Annotated in this window: 25 protein-coding genes; 9 read left to right on the forward strand and 16 right to left on the reverse strand. The window is 35.9% G+C overall.

The window, feature by feature from the left end; all coding sequences use genetic code 11:
• Positions 1 to 8 precede the first annotated feature (8 nt).
• The 4 genes from H4O18_RS18790 to H4O18_RS18805 all read left to right on the forward strand — a co-directional run bounded on the left by H4O18_RS18790 (position 9) and on the right by H4O18_RS18805 (position 4,992).
• Positions 9 to 1,214 carry an NAD(P)/FAD-dependent oxidoreductase gene (locus tag H4O18_RS18790; protein ID WP_187587524.1) on the forward strand — a complete coding sequence of 402 codons (1,206 nt, stop codon included), beginning with the start codon at positions 9 to 11 and terminating at the stop codon, positions 1,212 to 1,214.
• Positions 1,215 to 1,657: 443 nt separating this feature from the next.
• On the forward strand, positions 1,658 to 3,346 hold the full coding sequence (locus H4O18_RS18795) for a hypothetical protein (RefSeq protein ID WP_187587526.1): 1,689 nt from the start codon (positions 1,658 to 1,660) through the stop codon (positions 3,344 to 3,346).
• Between the two features lie 692 nt (positions 3,347 to 4,038).
• Complete coding sequence (locus H4O18_RS18800) at positions 4,039 to 4,278, forward strand: hypothetical protein (RefSeq protein ID WP_187587528.1); 240 nt, start codon at positions 4,039 to 4,041, stop codon at positions 4,276 to 4,278.
• Positions 4,279 to 4,302: 24 nt separating this feature from the next.
• Complete coding sequence (locus H4O18_RS18805) at positions 4,303 to 4,992, forward strand: hypothetical protein (protein ID WP_187587530.1); 690 nt, start codon at positions 4,303 to 4,305, stop codon at positions 4,990 to 4,992.
• On the opposite strand, the gene H4O18_RS18810 is transcribed toward H4O18_RS18805, so the two are convergent.
• A complete protein-coding gene (locus H4O18_RS18810) occupies positions 4,989 to 5,180 on the reverse strand; it encodes a hypothetical protein (protein ID WP_187587531.1) in 192 nt (63 codons plus the stop codon). The genes H4O18_RS18805 and H4O18_RS18810 overlap by 4 nt on opposite strands.
• A gap of 476 nt (positions 5,181 to 5,656) precedes the next feature.
• Here H4O18_RS18810 and H4O18_RS18815 point away from each other — a divergent pair, with 476 nt between their 5' ends.
• Entirely contained in the window at positions 5,657 to 5,920 is a 264-nt protein-coding gene (locus H4O18_RS18815; RefSeq protein ID WP_187587532.1) for a hypothetical protein, read from the forward strand.
• Between the two features lie 14 nt (positions 5,921 to 5,934).
• Here the strand turns inward: H4O18_RS18815 and H4O18_RS18820 are convergent, their stop codons facing one another.
• Together H4O18_RS18820 and H4O18_RS18825 are read right to left on the reverse strand one after the other, a co-directional pair.
• Complete coding sequence (locus H4O18_RS18820) at positions 5,935 to 6,522, reverse strand: hypothetical protein (protein WP_187587533.1); 588 nt, start codon at positions 6,520 to 6,522, stop codon at positions 5,935 to 5,937.
• 196 nt (positions 6,523 to 6,718) lie between these two features.
• Positions 6,719 to 7,165, reverse strand: coding sequence for an MgtC/SapB family protein (locus H4O18_RS18825; RefSeq protein WP_187587534.1), 447 nt, complete (start codon positions 7,163 to 7,165; stop codon positions 6,719 to 6,721).
• A gap of 562 nt (positions 7,166 to 7,727) precedes the next feature.
• On the opposite strand from H4O18_RS18825, the gene H4O18_RS18830 reads away from it, so the two are divergent.
• Together H4O18_RS18830 and H4O18_RS18835 are read left to right on the forward strand one after the other, a co-directional pair.
• Entirely contained in the window at positions 7,728 to 7,934 is a 207-nt protein-coding gene (locus H4O18_RS18830; protein WP_187587535.1) for a hypothetical protein, read from the forward strand.
• 559 nt (positions 7,935 to 8,493) lie between these two features.
• Positions 8,494 to 10,842 carry a glycosyltransferase gene (locus tag H4O18_RS18835; protein ID WP_222942470.1) on the forward strand — a complete coding sequence of 783 codons (2,349 nt, stop codon included), beginning with the start codon at positions 8,494 to 8,496 and terminating at the stop codon, positions 10,840 to 10,842.
• A gap of 319 nt (positions 10,843 to 11,161) precedes the next feature.
• On the opposite strand, the gene H4O18_RS18840 is transcribed toward H4O18_RS18835, so the two are convergent.
• Positions 11,162 to 12,619 (reverse strand): glycoside hydrolase family 130 protein, encoded by a 1,458-nt coding sequence (locus H4O18_RS18840; RefSeq protein WP_187587536.1) that lies wholly within the window; start codon positions 12,617 to 12,619, stop codon positions 11,162 to 11,164.
• A 400-nt stretch (positions 12,620 to 13,019) separates the two neighbouring features.
• Between H4O18_RS18840 and ku the strand changes: the two genes are divergently transcribed.
• Together ku and ligD are read left to right on the forward strand one after the other, a co-directional pair.
• Entirely contained in the window at positions 13,020 to 13,793 is a 774-nt protein-coding gene (ku, locus tag H4O18_RS18845; protein WP_187587537.1) for a non-homologous end joining protein Ku, read from the forward strand.
• Positions 13,794 to 13,796: 3 nt separating this feature from the next.
• On the forward strand, positions 13,797 to 16,226 hold the full coding sequence (ligD, locus tag H4O18_RS18850) for a DNA ligase D (RefSeq protein ID WP_187587538.1): 2,430 nt from the start codon (positions 13,797 to 13,799) through the stop codon (positions 16,224 to 16,226).
• A 137-nt stretch (positions 16,227 to 16,363) separates the two neighbouring features.
• Here the strand turns inward: ligD and H4O18_RS18855 are convergent, their stop codons facing one another.
• The 12 genes from H4O18_RS18855 to H4O18_RS18910 form a co-directional block, all read right to left on the reverse strand.
• Positions 16,364 to 16,603, reverse strand: a complete 240-nt coding sequence (locus H4O18_RS18855; RefSeq protein ID WP_187587539.1) for a DUF7218 family protein — start codon at positions 16,601 to 16,603, stop codon at positions 16,364 to 16,366.
• Between the two features lie 106 nt (positions 16,604 to 16,709).
• Positions 16,710 to 17,741 (reverse strand): AraC family transcriptional regulator, encoded by a 1,032-nt coding sequence (locus tag H4O18_RS18860; RefSeq protein WP_187587540.1) that lies wholly within the window; start codon positions 17,739 to 17,741, stop codon positions 16,710 to 16,712.
• Positions 17,742 to 17,766: 25 nt separating this feature from the next.
• Complete coding sequence (locus H4O18_RS18865) at positions 17,767 to 17,913, reverse strand: DUF5670 family protein (protein ID WP_187587541.1); 147 nt, start codon at positions 17,911 to 17,913, stop codon at positions 17,767 to 17,769.
• 55 nt (positions 17,914 to 17,968) lie between these two features.
• Positions 17,969 to 18,109: a hypothetical protein gene (locus H4O18_RS18870; protein ID WP_187587542.1), complete on the reverse strand. Its 141-nt coding sequence runs from the start codon at positions 18,107 to 18,109 to the stop codon at positions 17,969 to 17,971.
• 267 nt (positions 18,110 to 18,376) lie between these two features.
• Positions 18,377 to 20,956: a PAS domain-containing sensor histidine kinase gene (locus tag H4O18_RS18875; protein WP_187587543.1), complete on the reverse strand. Its 2,580-nt coding sequence runs from the start codon at positions 20,954 to 20,956 to the stop codon at positions 18,377 to 18,379.
• A 12-nt stretch (positions 20,957 to 20,968) separates the two neighbouring features.
• Positions 20,969 to 21,415 (reverse strand): response regulator, encoded by a 447-nt coding sequence (locus H4O18_RS18880; RefSeq protein WP_187587544.1) that lies wholly within the window; start codon positions 21,413 to 21,415, stop codon positions 20,969 to 20,971.
• Positions 21,416 to 21,427: 12 nt separating this feature from the next.
• Complete coding sequence (locus H4O18_RS18885) at positions 21,428 to 21,991, reverse strand: helix-turn-helix domain-containing protein (protein WP_187587545.1); 564 nt, start codon at positions 21,989 to 21,991, stop codon at positions 21,428 to 21,430.
• Between the two features lie 242 nt (positions 21,992 to 22,233).
• Positions 22,234 to 22,569 carry a hypothetical protein gene (locus H4O18_RS18890; RefSeq protein WP_187587546.1) on the reverse strand — a complete coding sequence of 112 codons (336 nt, stop codon included), beginning with the start codon at positions 22,567 to 22,569 and terminating at the stop codon, positions 22,234 to 22,236.
• A 213-nt stretch (positions 22,570 to 22,782) separates the two neighbouring features.
• A complete protein-coding gene (locus tag H4O18_RS18895) occupies positions 22,783 to 22,974 on the reverse strand; it encodes a hypothetical protein (protein ID WP_187587547.1) in 192 nt (63 codons plus the stop codon).
• Positions 22,975 to 23,051: 77 nt separating this feature from the next.
• Positions 23,052 to 23,213, reverse strand: coding sequence for a DUF1328 family protein (locus H4O18_RS18900; RefSeq protein WP_031443085.1), 162 nt, complete (start codon positions 23,211 to 23,213; stop codon positions 23,052 to 23,054).
• A 316-nt stretch (positions 23,214 to 23,529) separates the two neighbouring features.
• The gene (locus H4O18_RS18905; RefSeq protein ID WP_187587548.1) at positions 23,530 to 24,267 is read right to left on the reverse strand and encodes an SOS response-associated peptidase; all 738 of its coding nucleotides are present in this window, start codon (positions 24,265 to 24,267) and stop codon (positions 23,530 to 23,532) included.
• 153 nt (positions 24,268 to 24,420) lie between these two features.
• Positions 24,421 to 24,870 (reverse strand): ferritin-like domain-containing protein, encoded by a 450-nt coding sequence (locus H4O18_RS18910; protein WP_187587549.1) that lies wholly within the window; start codon positions 24,868 to 24,870, stop codon positions 24,421 to 24,423.
• Positions 24,871 to 25,248: the final 378 nt, after the last annotated feature.

A 25,248-nucleotide genomic window follows, 5' to 3' on the forward strand; every position in this document is an offset into this window, starting at 1 on the left:
TATAAGATATGAAACTGAGAACGAGCGAGCCTTTTTGGCTAGTTAAAAATGGATTAATAAATTCCTATTCCTCTTTGAGAAATGATATAAATACTGAGATCCTTATAGTAGGGGGCGGAATTACGGGTAGCTTATTGGCCTACCAATGCATGGCCGATGGTTATGATACTGTTTTGTTAGACCGAAGGGAAATTGGCAACGGCAGTACTTCTGCCACAACATCTATGCTCCAGTACGAAATTGATATTCCACTCTATAAACTTATTGACTTGATAGGAAAGGAAGGAGCGGTTGAGAATTATAAGGCCTGTTCTGATGCCATCGACCGTTTAGGTAAAATCTCAAAAAACATTGGTTCTACTTGCGGGTTTGAAAAAAAAGAATCCTTGTATTATGCAGCGTTTAAAAAAGATGTACCCAATTTAAGAAAAGAGTTTAATGCACGAAAAGAAAATGATTTTTTTGTAAAATGGCTTTCTGCTGAGGAGATTGAAAATAGGTTTGGAATACAAAATAGTTTTGGTGGAATATTATCGGACCAAGGGGGGAGTATTGATGCCTTTCGCATGGCACACGACCTACTAGCCTATAATTCAAAGAAAGGTCTAAGGGTCTTTGATAAAACAGATATACAATCTGCAATTTACAATAGGGCGAATGTTTTACTTAAAACAGGAAGTGGACATTCCATAAATACTAAAAAGTTAATCTACTGTACGGGATTTGAAAGTGTGGAATTAATAAAAGACAAGTTCGTCAATTTATTGTCTACTTATGCCTTGATAGGAGAACAGCAAAAATCGGGTTCTAAAAAGCTGAATAATACTTTATTCTGGAATACTGCAGATCCTTATAACTATATGCGGACAACAGATGATAATCGATTACTTATCGGTGGTGCGGACGAAGATTTCATTGACGCGAAAAAACGGGATTTACTTATTCCGGGGAAAGTGGGGAAATTGGAAAAGTACCTAAAAAGAATATTACCGGAATATGATTTTGTGCCGGATTTTGCATGGGCAGGAACCTTTGGGGAAACCAAAGATGGACTACCATATATAGGCAAGCATCCTAATTTTAAGAGCACCTATTTTGTTCTTGGTTTTGGTGGAAATGGAATTACTTTTTCGACAATTGGTATGGACATAATTTCTAAGTTACTTAAAAATAGAAGGCATCCGTTGTTAAAATACTACAGATTTAGAAGGTAGTTATACTTTTATTATAAAACTTGTTCATTTTAAACCATATACTTCTGTTCTGTAAACATTCACATTATCAACAGAAGGAATCACGATTAACTTGTTTTTACAGTTTAGAGTAATATTGAGGTGAATTCAATCCAACCAATTGTGCCTTGAAAAAGAGTGTCCTGGTTTCACAAGAAAGTGGATAGAAGATTAATTCATTTAACTCATTTTATGTATTCCTTATGTTGATATCCATGTCAGTTTTGGAAGTTTCATATGATCTTGTGCATACTTTGAGAATAAAATAAATAAATCTCATCTAATACGTACAAGTTCAAAGCGATATAGCTAAACTTTTGGTGAATTGGGGCATTCTGCGGCCTGTACAATATATAATTTTACTTATCCTCATTCGGTAAAATCGGGATAAGATTTTTTGATAAAATAACCTTAAAAACAATAAAATGAAAAAATATCATATTTTAATCGCTTTGTGTTTCACCACGGCGCTTCAGGCGCAGGCTCCGATAGTGGACAATGATGTAATACTTACTCCTAATTTTTTTATGGCAATTCTGGCAGGTGTAATACTGGCACTTACCTTTCAGTTTATGCTTACAGTGATATCCATAGCCGGAGGTATCACCGCCGTAGGGGATATCCGAAAAAGTTACGTAAAATCAAAAGTCAATTCGGGGGATAACAAAGAGAGTGAAGACGATACATTTGACCAAAATAATTCGCCAGATGTTTCGATGGGCGTTAAGATAACGACAGCCTTTGGTATTTGGAGTGTTGTCACAACCTGTGTGGCTCTATTTGGTGCGACTGCTTTAGCTTTGAACCTGTCTGCCATTGAATCCACGGCCATCAACACTACCGTAGCTTTGGTTATTTGGGCATTATTTTTTTTAATTCTATTTTACCTTGAAACGAAGATTGCGAGTACTCTTATCGGTAGTCTGATTTCTACAGCTACATCAGGTTTGAAAGCCTCTGCCAGCACAGTTTCCAGCCTTTTTACTACTAGTCCGGAGGCAAAAGTTGATAATATTATAGGTAATACAGTTGACAGGATACGGGCGGAATTCGATTCGGGCTTTAATACCGATAAATTATCCGAAGTTCTTGATAATTTTTTAACCAGAGTAGATAATAAGATTCCTGATTATGAAACATTAAGAAATGACTTGGAAGGTATTGCCAAAAAATCCCAAAATAAGAACACTTCGGCAAAATGGATGGCCATACAACAAATTCTGACTAAGTTTATTGCCGAAAATAACAATAGTACAGACCCCGAAAAACAAGGAAAAGCAAAAAAATTACAGGAAACCCTCAATGAACTTCTCGAAAAATATAAAGCTGGCGATAATAGTGAAGAGGGAATAAAAAATGTGGTATCTGAAATTTCATCAATGGACAAAGAGGAAATTGACATGAAAACCCAAAGGCTTAAAGAATATTTGTCTACTTCTGCCCTGGACGGTTTTTCGTTGGTAAAATTAAAACAAGCTTTTAAAGGAATAGTAAACCATCCACAGATGACTGCTTCTATTCTTTCGAACCAATTAAGTGGATTAAACCGAGAAAATATTATTAAGGTGTTGGCTAGCAATACCAACCTGAAGGAGAACGACTATGAAATGTATGCAGATCAAATTTCTGATACACTAAAAAATGTGAGCTATGAGTTCGATATCGAAAATGAAAATCGATTGGTAAAACGAATTGAGGGGCAGGTTGAAAATTTCTTTAATTCCACGGGCCGGCAAGAATTGAATTACGGCCTTTTAAAAAATGATGTTAAGAGAATATTCGATAATCCAAAAGACAGTTTGGATGTCATTAAAAATAGGTTTTCCACTTTTGATACTGATACCCTTCGAGCCGTAGCAACTAATAATAAATATCTCAAAGATGAACATATAGATGGAGTTATAAAAGCACTCACTGATAGTCAAAAGGAGGTCCTTGATAAAATAGCTCAAATTGAATCCAAAGCAAACCAGCAAATTGAAACTTTGAAACGGAAAGCGGTAATTCAAGCAGAACATGCACGCGCTACTGCTGCCTCAGCAGCATGGTGGTTGGTCTTGACTGCGATACTCTCGGCCGTCGCTGCCATGGGTGGGAGTATGCTTCCACTGTAGAACAATGATTCTGATTTTGGGCGTAGAGAATTATAAATATTAGGTGGACTTGTTGGATGTAAGATTTTATAATTTGCCTTACTCTATTTGATGGAGGAATAAAGATGTTTAAAAGGGTAACGCCGTTTATACCAAGTTAATTGGCGATTGGAGCTATTTTATGATAGAAGGAGAGTACAAAAGCCAATTTGATTATAATTAAGATGCTTGATGGAAATTATGTTGTCATCTTAATGGAATTCGGTCAAAAAATGGGAATTAATTGAGGAGTAAATAAGAATATAAACTGAAAAAATAAAGTTGTGGATAGTGCAATCATACTTTCAGTGCTGTGAGTTGAACTATTTGACGGTGGTCGAAGTTTTTAGCGATATTTTTTAAGTGGATATAGTTAATTTTTTGATGAAGACTTGAATAGTTTTAAGTAGAAATTACATTCAAGAATAATAATGGGCCGATAATTATAAATCGCTGTTTGAGGGTGAATAATTCTTCTTCAAATGTTGGCAGTAAATGAAATGTAATATTTAAAAATAGTTGATGAGGGACTGAATAAAGTTGGGGTAGGAAGGAAGCATCCTCAGGGTCAAGAATTAAATTAACATAGTATCAATAGTGCTAAAATTACAGATATTTACTGGTTTATAATTGGTTAATATCCTTGAAAATTAATAAAATTTAAATTAAAAAATATGGCAGAAATAAAGATTAAAAAGAAAAGTTCGGTTTGGCCTTGGATTATATTGGCTCTTATTGTTCTGGCAGCGATTGCCTATTATTTTATTACATCTACCAGGGTTGATATGAATGATAATAGACCGCATATTGGCCATGACGAACAGATTGAAAATGAAACTGGACATAATCATCTTAGGTTAGATGGCACGAAAGCGCTTTGGCCGGAGCTAGTTACCACAATAATGGAATGTTAATAGGTTGATTTAAAAAATTTAGATATGGGCACTCAAGAAAAGCAATTGTATTATTTAAGCGATCTTAAGGACTATAAGGTAGATAGTAGCTACGCCGATGTGCGAAACTGGAGCGTAAAAGATTCCGCGCTTCGGAATATAGGAATTGTAAAAAACCTTTTGGTTAACAAACAAACCGAGAGGGTGGTCTACCTTGATGTGGAGGTAGACAGTTCCATAATTGACGCGAAACATGATCCCTATGGGGGACCTGCCAACAGCCCTATTCGGGAATTTATAAATGAGGATGGCCAAAATCATGTTATTTTGCCTATTGGTCTTGTGGACATTAATAGAGATGAACAATACGTATTTACTGAAAGTATTGATCACACAACATTTGCGGAAACTAAACGAATTAAACCAAATACCCCTATTGAGCGTGATTATGAAACGGCAGTATTGGATTCCTACGCTAGGAGGCCCAGACAAACGGCTATGGCTGTTGATTTGGACAGGGAACGCTTGGAAAAAATAAAACGAAGAGATAATATTGGCGAGTACCGTAATCAGGATGAAGAGACTATAAAAACCGACGATGATAAATTTGATTGGTTCGATGCGGAAAATGAAAGTGCCAAAAGTTTAGATGATACAGAAGAAATCAGGGATGAATCCAACTTTTACCGACGTAGTGAATTTAATGATAGTAAATTCCGTCAGAAAAGGACTTAAAAAATATCAATGGTATTATCCATATTTCCGGCCATTCTCATCGCGGGAATTTCGGCCACGACTTTGATGACTCTTTTCAGCCAATTGGTGTCAAAGTATCGAGGTATTGAATTTAATGAAGCGGACTTACTGGCTAAGTTTATAAACCATACTAAATATTTCCCCAATGCACCTAAATTAAATCTCATTTTAGGTTGGAGTATACATTATCTTATAGGGATTGTACTTGCAGCGTGTATGTATTTCATTTATTGCTATTTTAATATGAATATAACGATTCTTAATGGGGGGTTAATAGGCCTTATTGCTGGGTTTATAGGAGCTATGGGATGGATGGGTCTCTTTGCTTTTCATTGGAACCCACCTCAAACGGAGGTCAAAGAATTTATATTACAGCTCATGATTGCGCATTGTATTTTCGGATGTACAGCCGCGATAATTTTTAAAACTTTTTTATAAGTTAAGAAGTTTAATAATTTTCGAAGTGATTCTACAATGCTACACAAACTAAGCGTACCTGGTACATTTCAACGTTAATACATATTTTTCTGGTTGAAGAGAAGAGGGAAGTATGGGGAGAATACGGAAAAACTGTTTAATCCCAAGTTTGAATGGTAGATATAGAAATGGTCAATTAAGATTTTTAAAATTAAAGTTTATGTTTATGGGTGATAGTAAAAAGTTTGCCGACGATTTGGATAGTATGGGTAATGGCCCAAAGAACGATAAAAGTTCGGATCTGAACCAATTTGACACGGTGCATGATAAATGGAACGCCATACAAGAAGAATACCTTCAGAAATACCCCGAACTGGAGGTAGAGGATATATATTTCGAAGGCGGTGGTTTTGAACGCGTTTTGGAAAAAATCAGCGAAATCAGGGGTGCATCTATCGAGGAAATTCGCTCCGAAATTTTAGAGTGGTAGTAAGGCCAAATTTATTATTCCCGCACGTTGGCTAAAAATTGAGGGTAACCATAGGATTGATTTATTGTGAACTTAGTATCTCCTAAAATTTCATCCACAAAACCAGGTTCAATTTTTAAACAGGTATCTCCGAACCATTCCATCCCAAAAGTATAACATTGTTTGTCGTATAAATTAATTTTGGCATATTCTATTTGGCAGCCATAATCGACCGATTTAGATAGAGGATGGGTTTGTATATTTCCTTCCGATTCAATGACTTGGATGGCGTATCGTTCCTTTGAAACGGGAATCCACATGGGGTAATTATCGTTCCTGATTTCGGAATAGAGTTTATCGTCGAATGTATCAAAGCTCCACTTTATCCAAGTTTCAAAAGAGCCCCACGCATTAGGGTTCAATTTATCATTGGCACGCTGACCTATACGATGTTTAATTTCAGTTTTGCCTTGTCTTAATTTTACTCCTACATCAACTGTTTCTAGGTTGAGGTAAAAATCCTCACGCTTCTCCGTAACGTCTAACCCTATATTGTTGAACCATTTTTGTATGTTTCTATTTTCTTGGGAAAAAAACCAACGTATTTCTTTTGTTTTAAACATAATCTAAAATTAAATGAATTTTAAGGCTCAGAATAAAGGGCCTATTTAATTAACTTTTCTAAACCTCTATTTTTTGACACTACTTCTTTTTTTCTGTTTCTTAATGATTTTCTTATCATGTTAAATTTGTTGACATCTATAAGTACTTTGTACAGGCGGTTTGGAACTTGGAACGAGAATAATATTTTTTAAAATATTATTCCTTGTTGATAGGTTCAATTTTAGAGTCGATATAACCAAATATTAAATTGAATAAAACTACTACCATCGTAAAAATAGCTAACTCTACGAACAAACCTGTGGCGGCAAGACATCCGGCGGCTGCGCTGCACCAAACGGTTGCAGCCGTTGTAAGACCTTTGATCTTATCCTCCTTCTGAAGTATCACACCACCCCCCAAAAAACCAATACCTATAATTACTTGGCTCAGTACTCTTGTAATATCCACATTTGCCTCTCCTTGGTATTTTAATGATATGAGGACAAAAACAGCAGCCCCTAAGGCTACTAGGGAATTTGTCTTTAACCCCGCATGCTTGCCTTTGTATTCTCGTTCCAGCCCAATTAGCAACCCTGAAAATAATGCTGCACCAATTTTGACGCTGAATTCTATAACAGACTGGTTTGTACTTATTTCTAACATAAAGTTATAAATTTTTAGTTTCTGAAAACCTAATGAACCTTATAACCAATCAAGGGTAATCGTATCTTAGTTTGCGGTTAAAAATACAATAGGGTTTGAGAATTTATTTACTTTAACGAATAGGATTTTAACCTAAAACATTACGTTGTATATACCGGAGAATAGTATGATAAGTTTTGAATATTAGTGCTGGCAATGGAAAATAAAAGAAGGGCAATTATTAAAAAAGTCCGTAGTAGTTGTAGATTCGGAATACATTATGTAATATCAGGATTTTATATCCTGTAAGGGTTGAAATTTTCCTATCTTCCTGTTGAGGTTATGCTATTATACTTATTCAAGTTGCTCCTTTAAAAATCCAATAATCGTGTGATTGAATCTAAGAACATACCATTATACCGGCGCTAAGAAAAACCCTTGTTCGGGTTATTTAATTCTCATTTTTATTTTTAAGATGTGGTCATTATGGACAATAATATAATCTTTAGAGATCAGAGTTGATCATTGGTTCATTTAAATTAGTTTCCATGTAATCCTAGTTTCATTAGAAAAAATAATAATCATGGAAAAAAAAATATTGGACAAGAAGCAATCGGAAGAAAATACGGAATTGGTCAAAGAAAAAAATGATCCGAAGACCAACTATATCTTTCAAAAGAACGGTATTACTAGAACCGGATTTATAATTATTGTAATGGTCTTAATTCTAATAATCCTGGGCATTACACTTTCTGGGGCATTTTTTGAATCGACCACTACCAACCCATAAATTTACGTTGTTGTATATTTTTTACTGGGATTAACTAATTTTTTTTCTTCCCTATTATTGATTATGTAAGTGGTAAGGAAGTTTACAGTTAATTGATTTGTAAATAGTTTACGACCCATTGTAAGAATATTAATTTCGGGCTAATTGGTCACTCATTATTAACAGTTATAAAATAGATTTCGGGCAGATCTTACTGTTTGGGTCTAAACATGGGTGTGATTAACCCAATTGACTTGCACTTTCATTTTAGAAGTCTACTTTGCCTAACTCGTTTATTTATCAGTGTATTACATTAAATATATAATTTACCTCCGTTTGGTTTGGTAACAATATTTTGGTATATCTCCAGAAAGATTAAAGAAAAAATTCTTTGGCAATAATTAAAGAATTCTTGTAGGAAAATTCAATTGGGGTACTATTAAGTTCGATTACAATAATTACATGAGAGGGTTAAAACTATTTTTAAATTTCGGTAAGGTCTAAATGGTCCTGCCTTATGGACAAGAGATTTTGATCCAGCTTTTTTACTCTCATTATCAATCGCAAAAAAAAGTACACTATGAATACAACAGAAGACGGGACTACTATAGACACAAGGTCCGATAAAAGAATAACATCCCTCAGAAATATAAGCCAGGTCAATATAAAACCTCAAATTAATAGGTCAATCTCAGTGCCCAAGGCAAAACAATTGACTGAAATTGTTTGTTTAACATCTTATCCTCCACGCGCATGTGGTATTGCCACATACTCTAAAGATTTGGATCGGGTACTTACTGATAAATTTGGGGATACTTTTAAATTGAATATCCGACCCTTGGAGACAAGTTCGTCCACACATAAATATTCTGAATCAATAGATGGTGTTTTAAACACCGATTCGCCGTTGGATTTCCTACAGACTGCTTATAATATCAATTCGAATCCTCTAATAAGCCTGGTCATGGTACAACATGAATTTGGACTTTTTAGTCAGAATGAGAAATATTTTTATGAATTTTTGGAGTATTTGGACAAACCTGTCGTTATTACCTTTCATACGGTCTTGCCCAACCCAACACGAGAATTAAAGCAAAATGTGGCAACTATTTCCTCCCATTGTGCTGAAATTATTGTAATGACCCATAATTCTGCAAGAATATTGACAAATGATTACGGTGTGCCACCAAATAAGATTACAGTAATACCACATGGAACACATCTTATTGCCTATGACGACAAAAGAGCCTTAAAATCAAAATACGACCTGGAGGATAGAACTGTATTGTCAACCTTTGGATTATTGGGGCCAGGTAAAAGTATTGAAACTACATTGAAGGCCCTGCCTAAGATTGTGGAGGAACGTCCGGATGTGATTTTTTTAATTATTGGTAGAACACACCCAAACGTGGTAAAGGAAAATGGAGAAGTGTATCGGAATTTGTTGAAAAAAAAGATTGATGAGCTTGGCCTTCAAAATCACGTTAGATTTATCGACGAATTTGTGCCACTCAATCATTTATTGGAATATTTGCAACTAACAGACATATATCTTTTTACCTCCAAAGACCCCAACCAAGCCGTTAGTGGAACCTTTGCTTACGCATTAAGTTGTGGATGTCCAATCATTTCTACACCTATACCACATGCGCTGGAGGTTTTGAAAAATGGAGCAGGAAAATTATTTGATTTCGAGAATTCAAGTCAATTGCAGCAAGCGATAATTGATTTATTGGATAATGAAGAGGAGAGATTTAAGATGAGCCTCAATGGGTTACATACTTCCGTCGCAACGGCATGGGAGAATGCTGCAATTGCCCATGCAAAAGTATTTGAAAAGGCATTGAATGGCTCTATGGAATTAAAATACGGAAAACCTCCAATAAATTTGAAGCATCTTAAAAATATGACTACAAATGTGGGGGTCATTCAATTTTCACTTATTAATCAACCGGATATTGAAAGTGGATATACCTTGGATGACAATGCACGGGCTTTAATTGCGCTTTGTCAGCATTACGAGATAACTGGGGATACTTCCGATTTGAAATATATTAAGACTTATTTTAATTTTATCTTCTGTTGCTTTAGACATGATTGCAAATTTTTGAATTACGTAAATAAGGAGTACCAATTTACGGAACAGAACGATATGGTTAATTTGGAGGATGCCTGTGGTAGAGCTTTATGGGCTTTGGGATATTTCCTCTCAATGTCAGGACAATTTCCAGAAGAATTCGCAAAACTAACAGATAAGGCCAAATTTGTTTTTGAACATTCAGCCAAAGCAATGGAGACTTTCCAGTCCCCCCGTGCAATGGCCTTTATTATCAAGGGACTTTACTTTTACAATCGTTTCGAGGAACGGGATTGTTTAAATGCCGCGGTTGTCGAATTTGCCGATCGCTTGGTGTTAAAATATAGAGATGAATCCGATGAAAATTGGCATTGGTTCGAAAGTTATTTGACCTATGGTAACAGTGTACTTCCTCAGGCGATGTTAATGGCATATTCCTTGACTTTGAAACCAGAATACAGAAAAATTGCAAAGGCATCTTTTGATTTTTTATTGTCCAAAATTTTTATCGATGGTAAGATTTCAGTTATTTCCAACAAAAATTGGCATCAAAAAGGCGATAATTTCGATTGCCAATATAAAGGAGGGCAACAACCCATTGACGTGGCCTACACTATTCTAGCTTTGCGCTATTTCCACAAGGTATTTCCGTTGGGCGGTTATTATTCCTTGATGGAGACGGCCTTTGATTGGTTTATGGGAAAAAATGCATTAGATGTTATTGTTTATAATCCCTGTACGGGCGGATGTTATGACGGCCTAGAATTAGAGAATGTAAATCTAAACCAAGGTGCCGAATCCACCATTAGTTACCTTTTATCTAGATTGGCCTTTGAAAATATTGATGAATAAATTTTCCAATATTTTCCCAAATGTAGGGACGCTTGCCAAGGACAATGTTATTGTCTTTGGGAGGTGGTCCCTTTTTTACTTGCAGGGATTGGATTCAATAGTTCCGACCTGTTGATGATGTAAGATTATATCTAGATAGCATTTATCAGAAATCCGATATCAATTTTGCGGTGTTTGAGCAAAATGGCAATATTTGGGATTTATAATTTTAGAGACCAGTAAAAGATGATTGATACACGGAAGACTATATAGTGGCTATATTGAGCAGGTGAGTATGTTAAAGGAAGATATGGAGGTACAATAAGGAATTTAAAATAAATCATTTTCGAAGGGCATGCAACAACTCATCCATTGCTACGGTAGCATAGGATGAAGAATAGTCGGAAACTGCATAAGGTAGTACCAAACTTCCATTATTAATTAAGGAGCCACAGGAATATACCACGTTGGGGACATAACCTTCACGCTCTTCTTCCAACGGCGAAAGCAAAGGCTGTGACAATCTACCTATTTCTTTGGTGGGGTCGTCCAGATCGAACAAAGATGCCCCAATACAATAACGCCGCATCTGACCTACCCCATGTGTAATAACGAGCCATCCCTCCTCGGTCCATAAAGGGGCACCACAATTTCCTATTTGTGTAAATTCCCATGGGTATTTTGGTTCTTGAATTTTAATCGGATCATTCCATAAAGTATTCCTATCTGAATACATTAAATAATTATTGACCCCATCTACCCTAGCCAATACCGCATATTTGCCGTTTATCTTTTTAGGGAATAAAGCGAAATTCTTATTCTGTGCTGCTTTTCCGTGCATGGGCATTATCCTGAAAGTATTAAAATCCTCGGTTGATAATAGTTTAGGGAGTATGGTATGGCCATCATAAGCCGTATAGGTAGCATAGACTTTTATGGAGCCATCATCTTCCGTAAACCTTACAAATCGAGCATCCTCTATTCCCCTGCTTTCGGATGGTGAAATAGGAAAAATGACACGTTCCGAAATATCTGAGTCCAAACTAAATTTTACGTCGTAATAAGAATCTACTAACCATGTCATTTCTTCCAGGGCTAAACGTTTATCCGTGCTTATCCCATTTGCAAGAACGCGGTTAACCGAGGATTTTAAGTCATTATAATCAAAATGATCGGGCAAATCACTCATTATGGCAGAAGAGTATTGATGGGATATTTCCATCTCATGCATTTTTTGGACAAAGCGTCCTTTATCATAAGACTTTTTCTGAACTATGGTGGCCATATCTATATGGTTCCTAATTTTGTTGGGATGAAAATCGTTGTTTGCATCAAGAATTCCACGCCTAAATACGATTGAGGACAAATGTCCCTCACCGGTAGCACGGAAAGATATAATGACCCTTTTCTCACCTTTGGCCAGGAACGACTGGTCAAAATCCTCAATAATCGAAGGATTGAACATGGCCGCAGATTCTATGGAGTATTCCATAGTGGCATAGGAGCCAATAAGTAGTTTTTCTTCTTGCGAAATGCTTCCAACGTCCAAATTCATTTCTTCTATAAGACTTCTGTGATTTTCGAAGTGCCGGAGAAAAATTTTGGAAATATTGCGGTGCCGACCTGCAAATTCACGAAGGGTATGGTCCAATTCGCGATCAACGCCCGCCTCATCCAAAGAAATCACTCTTTTTATTAGCTCACTTGTACGTTTTTCACCATTGTTAAAAAAACGAGCTACTACTCGGCTATTATCAGGTAAAAATTTAACATCTTTTCGTTGAACTGTAACGTGCATTATTTATGAAGTTAGTAAGGTTAATCGCTATTAATTAAATTTTAATATTATTGACTAAATTAAGAATTATCAATTTTATTACAATACTTTATTAAACGAAGGACTGACCTTAATGCTTAAGAGTTGGTTTTATACCATCTAATAATTTCCCAGCTTCAAATATCTTTCAATATTGAATCTTTTTTTTGAATATTTATTTGCATAGAGCTAAAAATCTGTTGATTATAGCTATTTTCTTAAACGACTTTTGGATAACTTTAAATTGGACAATGGATATATTTTTATAATTGGGATTGTTTCTTATTTCTAAACAGAGTAAGCGGGTCACCCAAGTTATTATATTAGTGGAATTGTTTCATTCTCGTTTAATAATTACTGATTAGAACAAATATTACTCACGATGCGCTCGATTTGGAATGGCAGTATTAACTTCGGTCTGGTAACGATACCTATAAAACTATTTCCCGGTTCTGAGGAACGCACCTTGGATTTGGATATGTTGGATAGCCATGATGGTTCGCGCATACGCTATAAAAGAATCAATGAGAGCACAGGTGCCGAAGTTGAATGGAAGGATATTGTAAAAGGATATAAAAAGGACGACAAGTATATTATATTGGAAGATGCCGATTTTGAGAACGCCAATATTAAAAAGAGCAAGACCATAGATATTGAACAATTTATCAAGGACACTGAGGTCTCTGATGTACTTTTCAAAAAACCGTACTTCATTAAACCTCAGAAAGGCGGAGAAAAATCGTATTCCCTTCTACGCGATGCCCTTCAAAAATCAAAAAAGCTGGGTGTGGCAACTTTTGTAATGAGGCAGAAGGAACACCTATCATTGATCGGTGTCTATAAAAATGCCTTGGTCCTACATATAATTCGTTTTGAAGACGAAATTAGAGATACCGCAGAATTGGATCTACCCAAAGAAAAAAGCGGGAAAAAAGAAATGGATATGGCGCTCTCCTTGATAGAGCAATATACAGAGAAGTTCAATTTCACCAAGTTTAAGGACATATATAATGCTCAATTGTTGAAAATTATTGAATCCAAGGCCTCTGGAAAAACTACGAGTAGCAAAAAAATTGAATTAAAACCCACCCCTGCTAAAGATTTAATGGCACAATTAAAAGCCAGCTTGGAGAAACGAAAAAATAAAGCGTCATAATCTGTGGACCTAAGTGAATACAACAGAAAACGTAATTTCGCCAAAACACCTGAACCTGAAGGGGGAATTGATTCTAGTTCCAGGTTACAGCGATTTGTAATACAGCGCCATGTTGCTCGAAAACTCCATTATGACCTGCGGTTACAAATTGACGGTACCTTAAAAAGTTGGGCGGTACCAAAAGGTCCTTCCATGAATCCTTCCGACAAAAGGTTAGCGGTACGTACCGAAGACCATCCTATCGAATATCTAAATTTTCATGGCGTCATACCGAAAGGTAATTACGGGGCGGGAGAAATGATTATTTGGGATTCCGGAGTTTTCGATATTGATGAAACCGATAAAACTTCGGAGATTCATCAACAATTGCTAGATGGTAATTTGAAACTAATTTTTCATGGTCAAAAAATAAAAGGTCGTTTCGCTTTGGTAAGGACTGGTAAAGATGGTGAAAAGGAAAATTGGTTGCTCATGAAAAAAAAGGATAAATTTTCGACCAGCCTATTTTATGATGCTGAGTCCTTGATCGATCCTGGCCATAAACATTTTAAAGAGAACCCTTTGAAAATTACTCCGGGAAAGATATTACAACCAATGTTGGCCGAATCTCAAAAGGAAATTTTTAATGATCCCGAATGGATTTTTGAACTTAAATGGGACGGGTACCGAATACTGACACATATTTCCGAAAATGGGGTTTTTTTGCAATCCAGAAATGGAATTAAAATGAATGATAAATTCCCAGAATTAGTCAAAGAACTTGAAAATGTGGAGCATCAAACAATACTGGACGGCGAGCTGACCGTAATTGATGAAAATGGAGTTTCGCAATTCGGAGAATTACAAAATTATCCTGATACGAGGTGCAATTTGCGCTATTACGTTTTTGATATGTTATACCTTAACGGGCATAGTATGTTGAATCTTAATATTTTAGATAGAAAAAGTCTTATTCCCGAGCTAATTGAGGGTATGGGCATCACGCAATATTGTGATCATATTGAAGGCATGGGCGTAAGTCTTTTTAACAAGGCAACCGAGGAAGGTATGGAGGGCATTATGGCCAAGTGGATCAATTCTAACTATTCGCCAGGGACGCGTAGCAACAAATGGCTAAAAATAAAATCAATTCAAAGCGAGAATGTGCTGATTTGTGGATATACCGATTCTGTTGGAGGTGGTGTTGTCTTTGGCTCATTGATTTTGGGGAAATGGGAGGGAGATGAACTGGAATATATCGGCAACTGTGGTACGGGGTTTACTGATGCGTATCGGGAGGAACTATTAAGTCTTTTTGAAGAGTATCGTACAAGTAGAAATCCATTCGGCAGAAAATTGCCATTAAAGGGAAGAAATCCTAATTGGATGGTTCCCACTTTGGAATGCGAGGTCACTTATTCCGAACGCACAAAAAACGGATTGCTTCGTCACCCGGTATTTAAAAGGATGCTTAATGATCCAAAAGTTCCAGAAAAAAAGATAAAAGATCAAACTAACTATCAAAGAGCTTCTACCTCTAGTTCCAAAGAAATTGTGGAGATAGATGGTCTTGCTGTTTCTATTAGTAATTTAGAAAAAGTTTATTGGCCCGAGTCAGGATATACAAAATACGATTTGATCGATTATTATCTCCAAATCTCTGGTACAATCCTTCCTTATTTGAAGGATAGGCCACAGAGTCTTCATCGTTATCCCAATGGTATTTTAGAAGAGAGCTTTTACCAAAAAGATAATGATGTAGTGCCAGAGTGGATGCAGACTATAACAATTCCAACTAAGTCTTCAAAGAGGGAAATTCGGTATTTACTCTGCCAAAACCCTGCTTCACTAATATATATGGCCAACCTAGGTTGTATCGAAATGCATCCATGGAATTCTAGAATTGGCTTTTTGGACAAGCCTGATTACGGTGTCTTGGACCTTGACCCTCCAAAAGGAAGGGAATTTCGTGATGTTGCCCATGTGGCATTGATAATACACGATATATTGACTGAAGCCAATTTAAAAGCTTATTGCAAAACCTCAGGTGCCAAAGGTCTACACGTGTATTTTCCAATGGGGGGCAAATATACTTATGAAGAAGTCCGTAATTTTATTAAGCTCATTTGTTATTATGTGGAGCAACGGCTCCCCACGATCACCACAATGGAACGTAGACTAAACAAACGGGATGGAAAAATTTATTTGGATTACCTACAAAACCGTAAAGGTCAAACCGTTGCTTCTCCTTATTCCGTTCGACCAGTAAAGGACGCACAAGTTTCTACCCCATTGCAATGGGATGAACTCAAGAATGGCGCTACTCCCAATGATTTTATGATAAAGAATCTTTCGGGGCGATTGGCCCAAAAGGGAGATTTGTTTTTGCCCGTACTAAAGACATCTTTTAATATGGAAAAAAGCTTGGAGAAATTGGACAAAGTGCAAAATTGAATTTGGGGAGGTTGATTTCTTTTAAAGAATAACAAACATCACAAACCTTCCAGTAATATTTTAATTGTTGGGTAGATCCAATTTCTGACCAACCAAACCCGCACCAGGTAGTTTACGGAAGTTTTAATTTCTGAGTATCAATTATTGCGCAAAGAATCAATCAATTCCTTTTTCTTCATTTTTGAGCGCCCTTGAATACCTACATTTTTTGCTTGTTGATACAACTCTTTCTTAGTCCACTCTTCATATTTTTTCGCCTTGCCACCTTTTACTCCTGAATCGGGGGTATTTGCAATCCGGGCTGCTTTTTCTTTGCTGTATCCCTTTTCTAGGAGGGCTTGGTAATGATCTTCATTTTTTATTCTAGGATTAGGCATAATTTATAGATTTATGATTATTATTTTCGTGTTTAGGTTTATTTAAAAGAAGAAAAAAACCAGCCGTGAAGACTGGTTATTGAGAAACGAATCAAACTAATATATATTAAGCTGTTGCAGCTATCGGATTTTGGTGATCTTGATAGTATTTAGGACTGCAATTGTATTTTTCTTTAAATATCTTGGAGAAATAACTTCTACTGGTCAATCCCACACTATATACAATTTCCGAAATATTCAGGTCTGTAGTTTTAATAAGATGTTCAGCAGTTTCAACCCTTATGTTCCTTATATAATCGGTTACTGTCCTATCAAATAACAATTTAAACCCTTCCTGTAGCTTTGCTGGCGAAAGGCCAGTTTTTTTACTTAGGTATTTCAGGCTATATTGAATTTCAGGATAATTTTTTATAAAATTGGCCATTTCTTTTATATCCTCTATCTCCTCCCTGCTCAATGAACCAAAATTGTTTTTAGCATTTTTCTTATCTTCCTTATGCTGTTGTATTTCCATGGCCAGAATTAGGTGTACTATACCTTTGGTCAATAAATTTCTTACCAATCCTTTTTGGGTAATAGCTTCCAGTTGTTGCATTTTTTCAGCTATTTGTAAGTTATAGGACCCGGTGTAGGCAAAAGTTTCATTATTGTTTTTGGGCATAAAGGTCTTTAATAATTGTTTTTGTAATAGATCACTGCCTTCATCACCGGAAGTTACCTTGTGGGTGTCCACCATAATGTTGGAAAGCTTAATGTTTTCATTTCCTTCAAAAAATAAAGTGGTATCCTTGCTGGGATCGCAAGAAAAAATTCCGGTTTGAAACTGATTAAGGAGTCTTTTCTCCCCCTTTATTCCAAAACTATGGGCGACTTTTCCTTGAGCACAGTACATAAAATGTATGGGGTTGGAAACCGGCATATTGTTGATGATAAGGGTATCTTCACTAAAAATAAGGTCAAATTCCATAAAAGCAATATTGTTCTTAAATGAGATTCCCCTAATTTCGCCACGAACGTAATTGTTGTCCAGTTGCAGGTTATATTCTTGTGGTCTAGTTACTAAACTACCCCCTAAATCTTGCTGTAACTGATTAAATATGTTTTCTATGTTATTTGATTTCAGATATACTATTTTCATGGTTCCTTGTTTTAAGTTAATTGCTTTATTTCTCTCTTATCACCTTTGTAATAAAAAGTCCTACGGCCACCAATAGGAATAAATGTATTTTAATGCCCACGTCGAACATAAAAAGTCCAGTGGCCCAAATAATGAGCATAATTATGGCTGCAATAATCAACATTTTGGACATTACTTCCGTTTGGCAAATAAATGACTTACCAAGTCATTACGTTTAAATCTAAATCCTAATCGGATTCAATTTTTTGATTGGTCATCCCCATAATAAAATTCTCAGGCAGACCAGTAATTTGATTTGAGATGGAATCCAAAGTCCAACTTCTTCCGACTTTCGAATTCAATTGAATTTGATTTACTGTCTTTTTCATGGTTGTTGTCTTTATATGTTAATTTCTGTCTGGTACAAATTTCGATATAGAGGGAACCTTTTGTGTTATACAATTTTTAAATTCTGTTATATAATTCCACGAAAAAGGGGTGTTTTAAGCAAAAACGGCAGTAATTTAATGGCTTGAGCCATTGTTTTTGGATAGTAAATATTATAATGGGAGGGTAGTTACACTATTCCACCAGGGGATTCCACGAGTAGATAGTGCAAAAACTTTGGGTCGCTTAAGAGCGTAATATGAAGTAATTTAGGCAGGTAAGTAAATGTAAAAGGTAGCTCCTTTATTAGGTTCACTTTGGGCCACAATATGTCCTTTATGCTTTTCTACTATTTTCTTGCAGATAGCCAAGCCAATTCCTGATCCAGAATATTCACTGTTATAGTGCAGACGTTGGAAGAGTTCAAATATTTTCTCGGAGTCCTTCTGCTCAAAACCAATACCGTTGTCTTCAATTGAAATACAATAATAATATTTGGCTTTTTTTCGGAAGTCGTGTTGAATTTCGTTGCGCTCCAATTTTCTACTGTCTATTTTAATCTTTGGTCTCTGTTGGGTACTGTGATATTTAACCGAATTTGAAATTAGGTTATTAAAGAGTTGTTCTAACTGGAAGGGTACCCCTTTTACTTCGGGAAGATCCCCAATTAGGATTTTAATGCCAGTTTCTTTGATAGGTGCTTCTAAATCTTCTTGAACCTTTTCCATAACTAGGTTCAAATCAACCATTAAATAATCCTTTTTATTAATATTTAGCCGTGAATAGGATAGAAGATACTTTATAAGGGTCTGCATCCTATTGGCTGACGATGCTATTTTTTTAAAATATTCCTCTTGCTTTTCGGAAAGCTTATTCGACCCTGTATCGTTTATTCGAGATATAAATAACTGTATTTTCCTGAGCGGTTCCTGTAGGTCATGACTGGCAACGCGGTTAAAGGATTCCAATTCACTGTTGGAACGTTTTAACTCTAGGTTTTTTTCCTTTAACTTTTGTTCGTTTTGTAACTCTTTGGTAATATCCCTTACTACCCCAATAAATTCATTTTGAAGGTAGTGCCCTGTATTCTGTAAATATTTGACCTTTCCGGTTTTAGTTATAATACGATATCTAAAATTGCTGATAATCTTATCCTCTAGCGCCAATTTTACTTTCTCGTCATAAATTTTGAGATCTTTTGGATGCACAAATGGCCTATAGCTTTCAGGGCTAAGTTTAAATTCATTGGGTTCACATTCCAATATCCGGTAAAAATTATCGGACATGTGCGACTCCATATCTGTAATTTTTAATCGGTAACTACCAATGTTGGCTTCCGCTTCGGCATCGTTCAAAATGGAATTCTGAATCGTCAATTGTTCATTTAGCTCTAAAAGGCGCTGTTTTGAAGTTACAATTTGGGTTATGTCATATGAAGTAAGGGTAATGCCGTTGTCCAACTTGTTTAGGGTAGTATGTATCCAAAGAGGAACTCCTTTCAAGGTATATTGGGCTTCATGGGTTACCATAACCCCTTTGTCAGCGCATTTGACCATTAAATCAAACAATCCCGTCTCATGTACAAATGGATAGATTTTAGAGATGGAATTTCCTATGACCTCACTTGTCTGTTTTCCTGTAAGCCTTACGCTTTCCTTGTTGGTAAACAAATATTTAAAATCGGTAACCTTCCCATCTTCATCCCTTTCCGTACTTAAATGGCTGATGGTGTTACTTGTACTTTCAAGGATATTGTTCAGGAATGCCTTGGTTTCCTCAAGTTGTTTGTTTTGTATTTCCAACTTCTCGTTCAAAATCTTCAGGTTCTGGGTGTGCTGCCGCTCAGCGGTGGAATCGGTAGAAGTGGTTAGTACCCCATTCTCCATTTTTACGGCAGTGGTCTTAAACCAAAAGGAATTGCCGTTGTAATCAAAGAATTTTTCAAATTTTCGGGGGGTCCCTTCTTTTATGACAGTTGCCAATTCTTCAAAAATGCCATTCTGAAAATTTATGGGGATAAGCTCCGACATTTTTCTATTGATAATATTCTCGGTTTTTTCTCCCAATATACCCTCAATTTGTTCGTTGGTAAACTCTAGGTTGAAATCCTTTATTTCTCCAGAATCATCATATATAGGTAAAAAATAGCTGATAATGTTGTCCGTACTGGCAAGAATGTTTTGCAAGAATTTCTCTGCAGTTACAGTTTTTCTACGTTGGGCATTGATCTGCAAATAGGAAATTACGAATATGAACAAGGCAAACGTTCCCAACAGCAGAGTCATTATAGGGGTAAAAAAAATCTGGGATTTATATTCTTCGGTTCGTTTGGCAAGTTGAAAGTGCATTTCACGCTGCATTTGGTTTTCAAGTAGATTTAATTGGGTAACAGCGCTACCAACATCGGCTATTTTATTTTGATCACCTTCAGAATAATTTGATTTTTGATAAGGAATTTGTGATATGACACCTAGGGCATGGTAAAGACTATCCTGCCATTGGCTTACCTTAAGAAGAGTTTTTTGTTGAGCGGGTTTATGGCCCGTGAGTTCCTTTAATTTTTTAAAAGACGCCAAAACCTCCGGCTGGTAAACTTTAAATGAGGATATGCCTAAGGTGTCCCGTAGCAATACGTTTTTAAACTCCGTAGATTGCATTTGGTCATAGTAGGAAAAGAGTTGGTTTATTTCCTTATTTATCTTCAATGTATGGGAAACCCAATCTGCCGATTCACCTAGCCGTACAACCTGTTTGTAACTTACGCTCCCAATAAACATTAAGAGGGCAATGGCCAAGATTAGCAGGACCGCAAAAAATTTTGATGAAGAAACTAACTTTTTAAATGTCATACTTTTAGACCATTAAATACGGAATAAAAAATTATCCCGGTTTAAAGCGGAGGTGTGGTATTGCCAATTTAAATGTAACACTTTGTCTATGGCATTTTTAAGACCTCCAAAACTGTTTGGTTTATTAATATAGATATTGGCCCCGCTTATAAAGGTCTCTTCAATATCCGATTCTGAGGAAGACGTGGAATATATGGCAACCATTAAATCCTTTAGGCAAGGGTTGTTTCTAATTTCATTGAGACATTGCATTCCATTTTTTATAGGCATGTTCAAATCCAAAAAAATAATTTGCGGTAATACCGCCTTCGGCAAGATCAAGTAATCCATCAATTCTTGACCATTCTTAAATAATAATAGATTGGTCTTAATCTTAATTTCTTCTATAGCCTCTTTAAACAACATTCTGTCGTCCTCATCATCATCTGCCAAGGCAATATTCATGGTATGTAAAGGCATAATCTTGTTTGGTTATTCTTGGGTTAAAGCTCTTTCTTTTCGTTTTTGAATTATCTTCAAAAATGTAGAGGGGGTAAGACCTGTAGTTTTTTTGAATTGGGCGGATAAATGGGCTACACTACTATAATTAAGTTTGTATGCTATTTCCGTTAGCGTTGAATCATTTTGACTTATGAGATTTTTGGCAACATCAATTTTTTTTAAAATAACAAAATTCTCTATAGAGGAATAGGTAGTTTCGGAAAAGATTGATGACAGATATGTATAGGTATAATCCAGTTTTTCTGAAAGATAAGTGGAGAAGTTAAAGCGTTTTGGATTCTCTTCATCCATTATCCATTCCGTGACTGTATCTTTAATGCGCTGCACCAAAGCTACTTGCTGATTATCCATAATTTCTATGCCATAATTACCCAACATATTGGCCATTTTCTGTTCTTCAATACCTGTGGGCTGCCTGTTAAATTCAATTTCACCAACACCATGAATCGTATAATCAATTCCCAATATATCCAATTGTTCCCGTAAAACAGTTTTACAGATGGTATTAAAATCGAACTTTAAATAGACTCTCATCAATTGTTTACTATTATGGTTTAACAGGCTCTTTTAATTCATTTAAAATATGAAGAATTGGCCGTATAAACAAAGATGATGATTTTTTGATTTGAAAGATAATTCCTAGAACATTTTTTTGTCCCATAGGTTCCATGTTCCAACCCTTTAATCAATTACTATTTTATGCTCGCTATAGGCGTATGTTCTGTGCATACGTATTAACGGACCTTGAAAAAAAGATGTAGGTAAAATCTGTTGGCTTAATGCGACTTGGTATTATTCTGTAAATAATTCTCTTTGGGAATTTGTTTAAAAAATTCTGCAGTTTCAAGATTACTGGATGGGCTGTAATTTGCCAAAACAGTTCCCTTGCTGCCATCCCTGGTCTCCAGTACGTATAATATGGACATATCGGAAGGATTGCTCATTCCCTCGAACCGGTGTTCGGCCACAATATTTACATTTTGTGGTTGATAGTTGATTTTGGTATCCAAATCCACTAACTTATTTTGGTCAACCTTATAATTTCCAGTGTAACCTTGCGCTTGATATTTGTCAATTATTTCCCTTTCATGTTTTGCGAACTCATTTTTCATGTCCTTAGATTTAAGTTATATGTATAATCCTTGATATTTACACTTGTAGTAATTTACTATACAAGGTTTTACCGATATCTGATTTTTATGTGCTCCAGTATTTTTTAGAGTTGTGATGCTAGTGATTATTATTTTTAAATTAAAAAAAACGGACAAGGTCCAGATAGGAAAATGTCCGTTGAGTATAAATATAAACCAGTCAATAAAAAAGTTCTAATTATCGTCCGTGGCATCATCTATTTCATCCCCAATTTCTTCTACGCCTTCCTCAATGCCATCACCTACGTTTTCCACCCCATCTTCAATTTTTTCTCCGGCAGATTTGTCTTCCCTACAGCCATTTAAAGCTGAAAGAGAAACAGTAAATAATAGTGTAAATACAAAATATAATAACGATTTTTTCATAACTATTTAAATTTTAGATTAGTTTAAATGTACTAGGTTAATTACCATAAATTTAATTATGGTTTAAAGGTCTGTATTTAAATTTTGCTCCTTCCCGTAAACAAAGAGATTACAAAAAGAATCAAGAAAATAAAAAATAAGATTTTAGCAATGCTGGCAGCTCCTGCTGCTATTCCACCGAATCCGAAAATTGCGGCTATTATTGCCAATATTACAAATGTGACTGTCCAACGTAACATAGTGTGTGTTTTTAAGTTAATATTATGGGCCAATATTCGTTGCCCTTTATACAAATGTCCAAGTATTTTCCCGGATTAGTTTGCGGTATCCAGTTAATGTTTAACTCAGATAGATATAATTGTGTAATTTGTAATGTTTTAATACTTAGGTAGTTGCTGGTTCAGATTAGAGTAGTTGGTTGGGCTTATCGGTTTTGGATAATGTAATTCCCTATGTTACTTAGAATTTATTTTAGTTATGGTTGTTTACCTTCTATTGGGGTAGGATATTTTAGTCCTTGGAGTTGTTTTATGGGCAGGTGCTTGGTACACCTGGTTATAAGGAAAGTAATTCTACGCCATGTTTAAGAATCATCCCAGTTGGAGCTGCCTCATAATATACGGGCTCTAACATAGAGGTGTATGAAATATTGTTTTTAAAGAATTCCTTTGAAATGGGATGCGCTATTAGCTTGAAGTCAGGGGTGGCATGTAAAAGATTTTGGATGTCGTTTTCATTTAAATCTTGCCTTAACCATGTATCGTACAAATCTTTAGGAAGCATCATTGGAACGGTACCATCTATATTCTGAATGGCCTTTAGATTTTGATTGGTGTGTGTAGTGATTATGGAGCAGGTTAGGAAACCATCGTCCAGTTTGTTGTAAATACCTGTTAAGCAAAATGGTAAACCCGACCTTCTGTGAAAATAATAAGGGTAAAGGATTCCATCGATTAGGTATGATGTAAAAAATCCGGTGACAGGTATAAGACACCTTCTTTGTAATAGGGCATCGGAATACCAGGAGGGGTTACTCAGGGAGTGGATATTAAGGTTTAGTGAATTGAAGATATCCTGGAATACACCCCAGTCATCTTTGAAGCCTTCCGGTAACAGTCCCCAAATGGCCGGAACCATTAGATCTGCTTCCTCCATAGATATTATGGGTATTGTAACTTCATCTATACCGTTGATCAACACTTGTTTTTGAAATAGATTAGGGTGTTTAAAGGGCCTATTGAATTCCTTTTCCAATGTTGTCTTACTAGCTGTATTGGATAGTTTATGGTACATAATATGAATTTAGTGAAATCTATAATTCTAGGGAGCTTTTGTTTTACAAAAATAATTAATCAACAATTTAATTAAAATCCTATTATATTATTGAGATCAACACTAAAAGAGGATGCTTGGCATCCTCTTCAAGTGTATAATTATTAATGTAAATTAACTTAGGTCTTCCAACCGCTTTACCTGATTCAAGTCTGCTTGAATTTGGTTCATTTGTTGGGTCAAAATGGTAGCTGTGCTCGGGGGTAAACTTGTATCTGAAAGTACCTCCCTATATTCTTCCACGGATGCTTTTTCACCTCTAATGGCCTCTTCCAGCATTGCTTCGTCATCGTCCGCAGAAAAGAGCGACTTAACATCCATCCATGTTCGGTGCAAGGCCCCTTTTACACTTCCATCATTTTCCCATTTTTGTCCAAAATTGGTAATTTCACTTTTGAGCTCTTGTCCAAAAGTATGCCTTTCCGCGCTTTTTTTATCAAAGAACGATTTTAGATAGGGATTGTCCGTATGGTCGGAAGCCTTTTTATATCCGTTTTCGGCATCGTAATTTTTTTCCAAAAGATCATTTAACTTTTCACCTATCGTTTCAGTGTATGTACTCATTTTATTTTGCGTTTTATAGTTATCATGGAGTTTTTTTTAGGATGCCTCCTGAATAACATCAACTAGGGCGAAGTTAATATGTTGTTAAGTAGGGTGTTAACGCTAAAAAATATAATTTTTGCGCCATCGCTATAATTACATTTTGGAGGTGTGGCTTTTTCCTTCTTATTTGGGTGCCCCAAGACAGGCCCTAGGGGCATGGAAATGAATTATTTTCTATACTATAGTTGGCGTATATCGGAGCGCAATATGGGATCAATCCCAAAAGTTGTGTGTGAATTGAAAATAGAATAAGATCTTTGCGGAAAAACGATCGCATTGGAATTATCATTGGACCTATTAAAGTTTATACTGCCAGAAGTATTAACAACCCATTTT

The sequence above is a fragment of the Arenibacter arenosicollis genome, from assembly GCF_014397245.1.
Lineage (GTDB): Bacteria > Bacteroidota > Bacteroidia > Flavobacteriales > Flavobacteriaceae > Arenibacter > Arenibacter arenosicollis.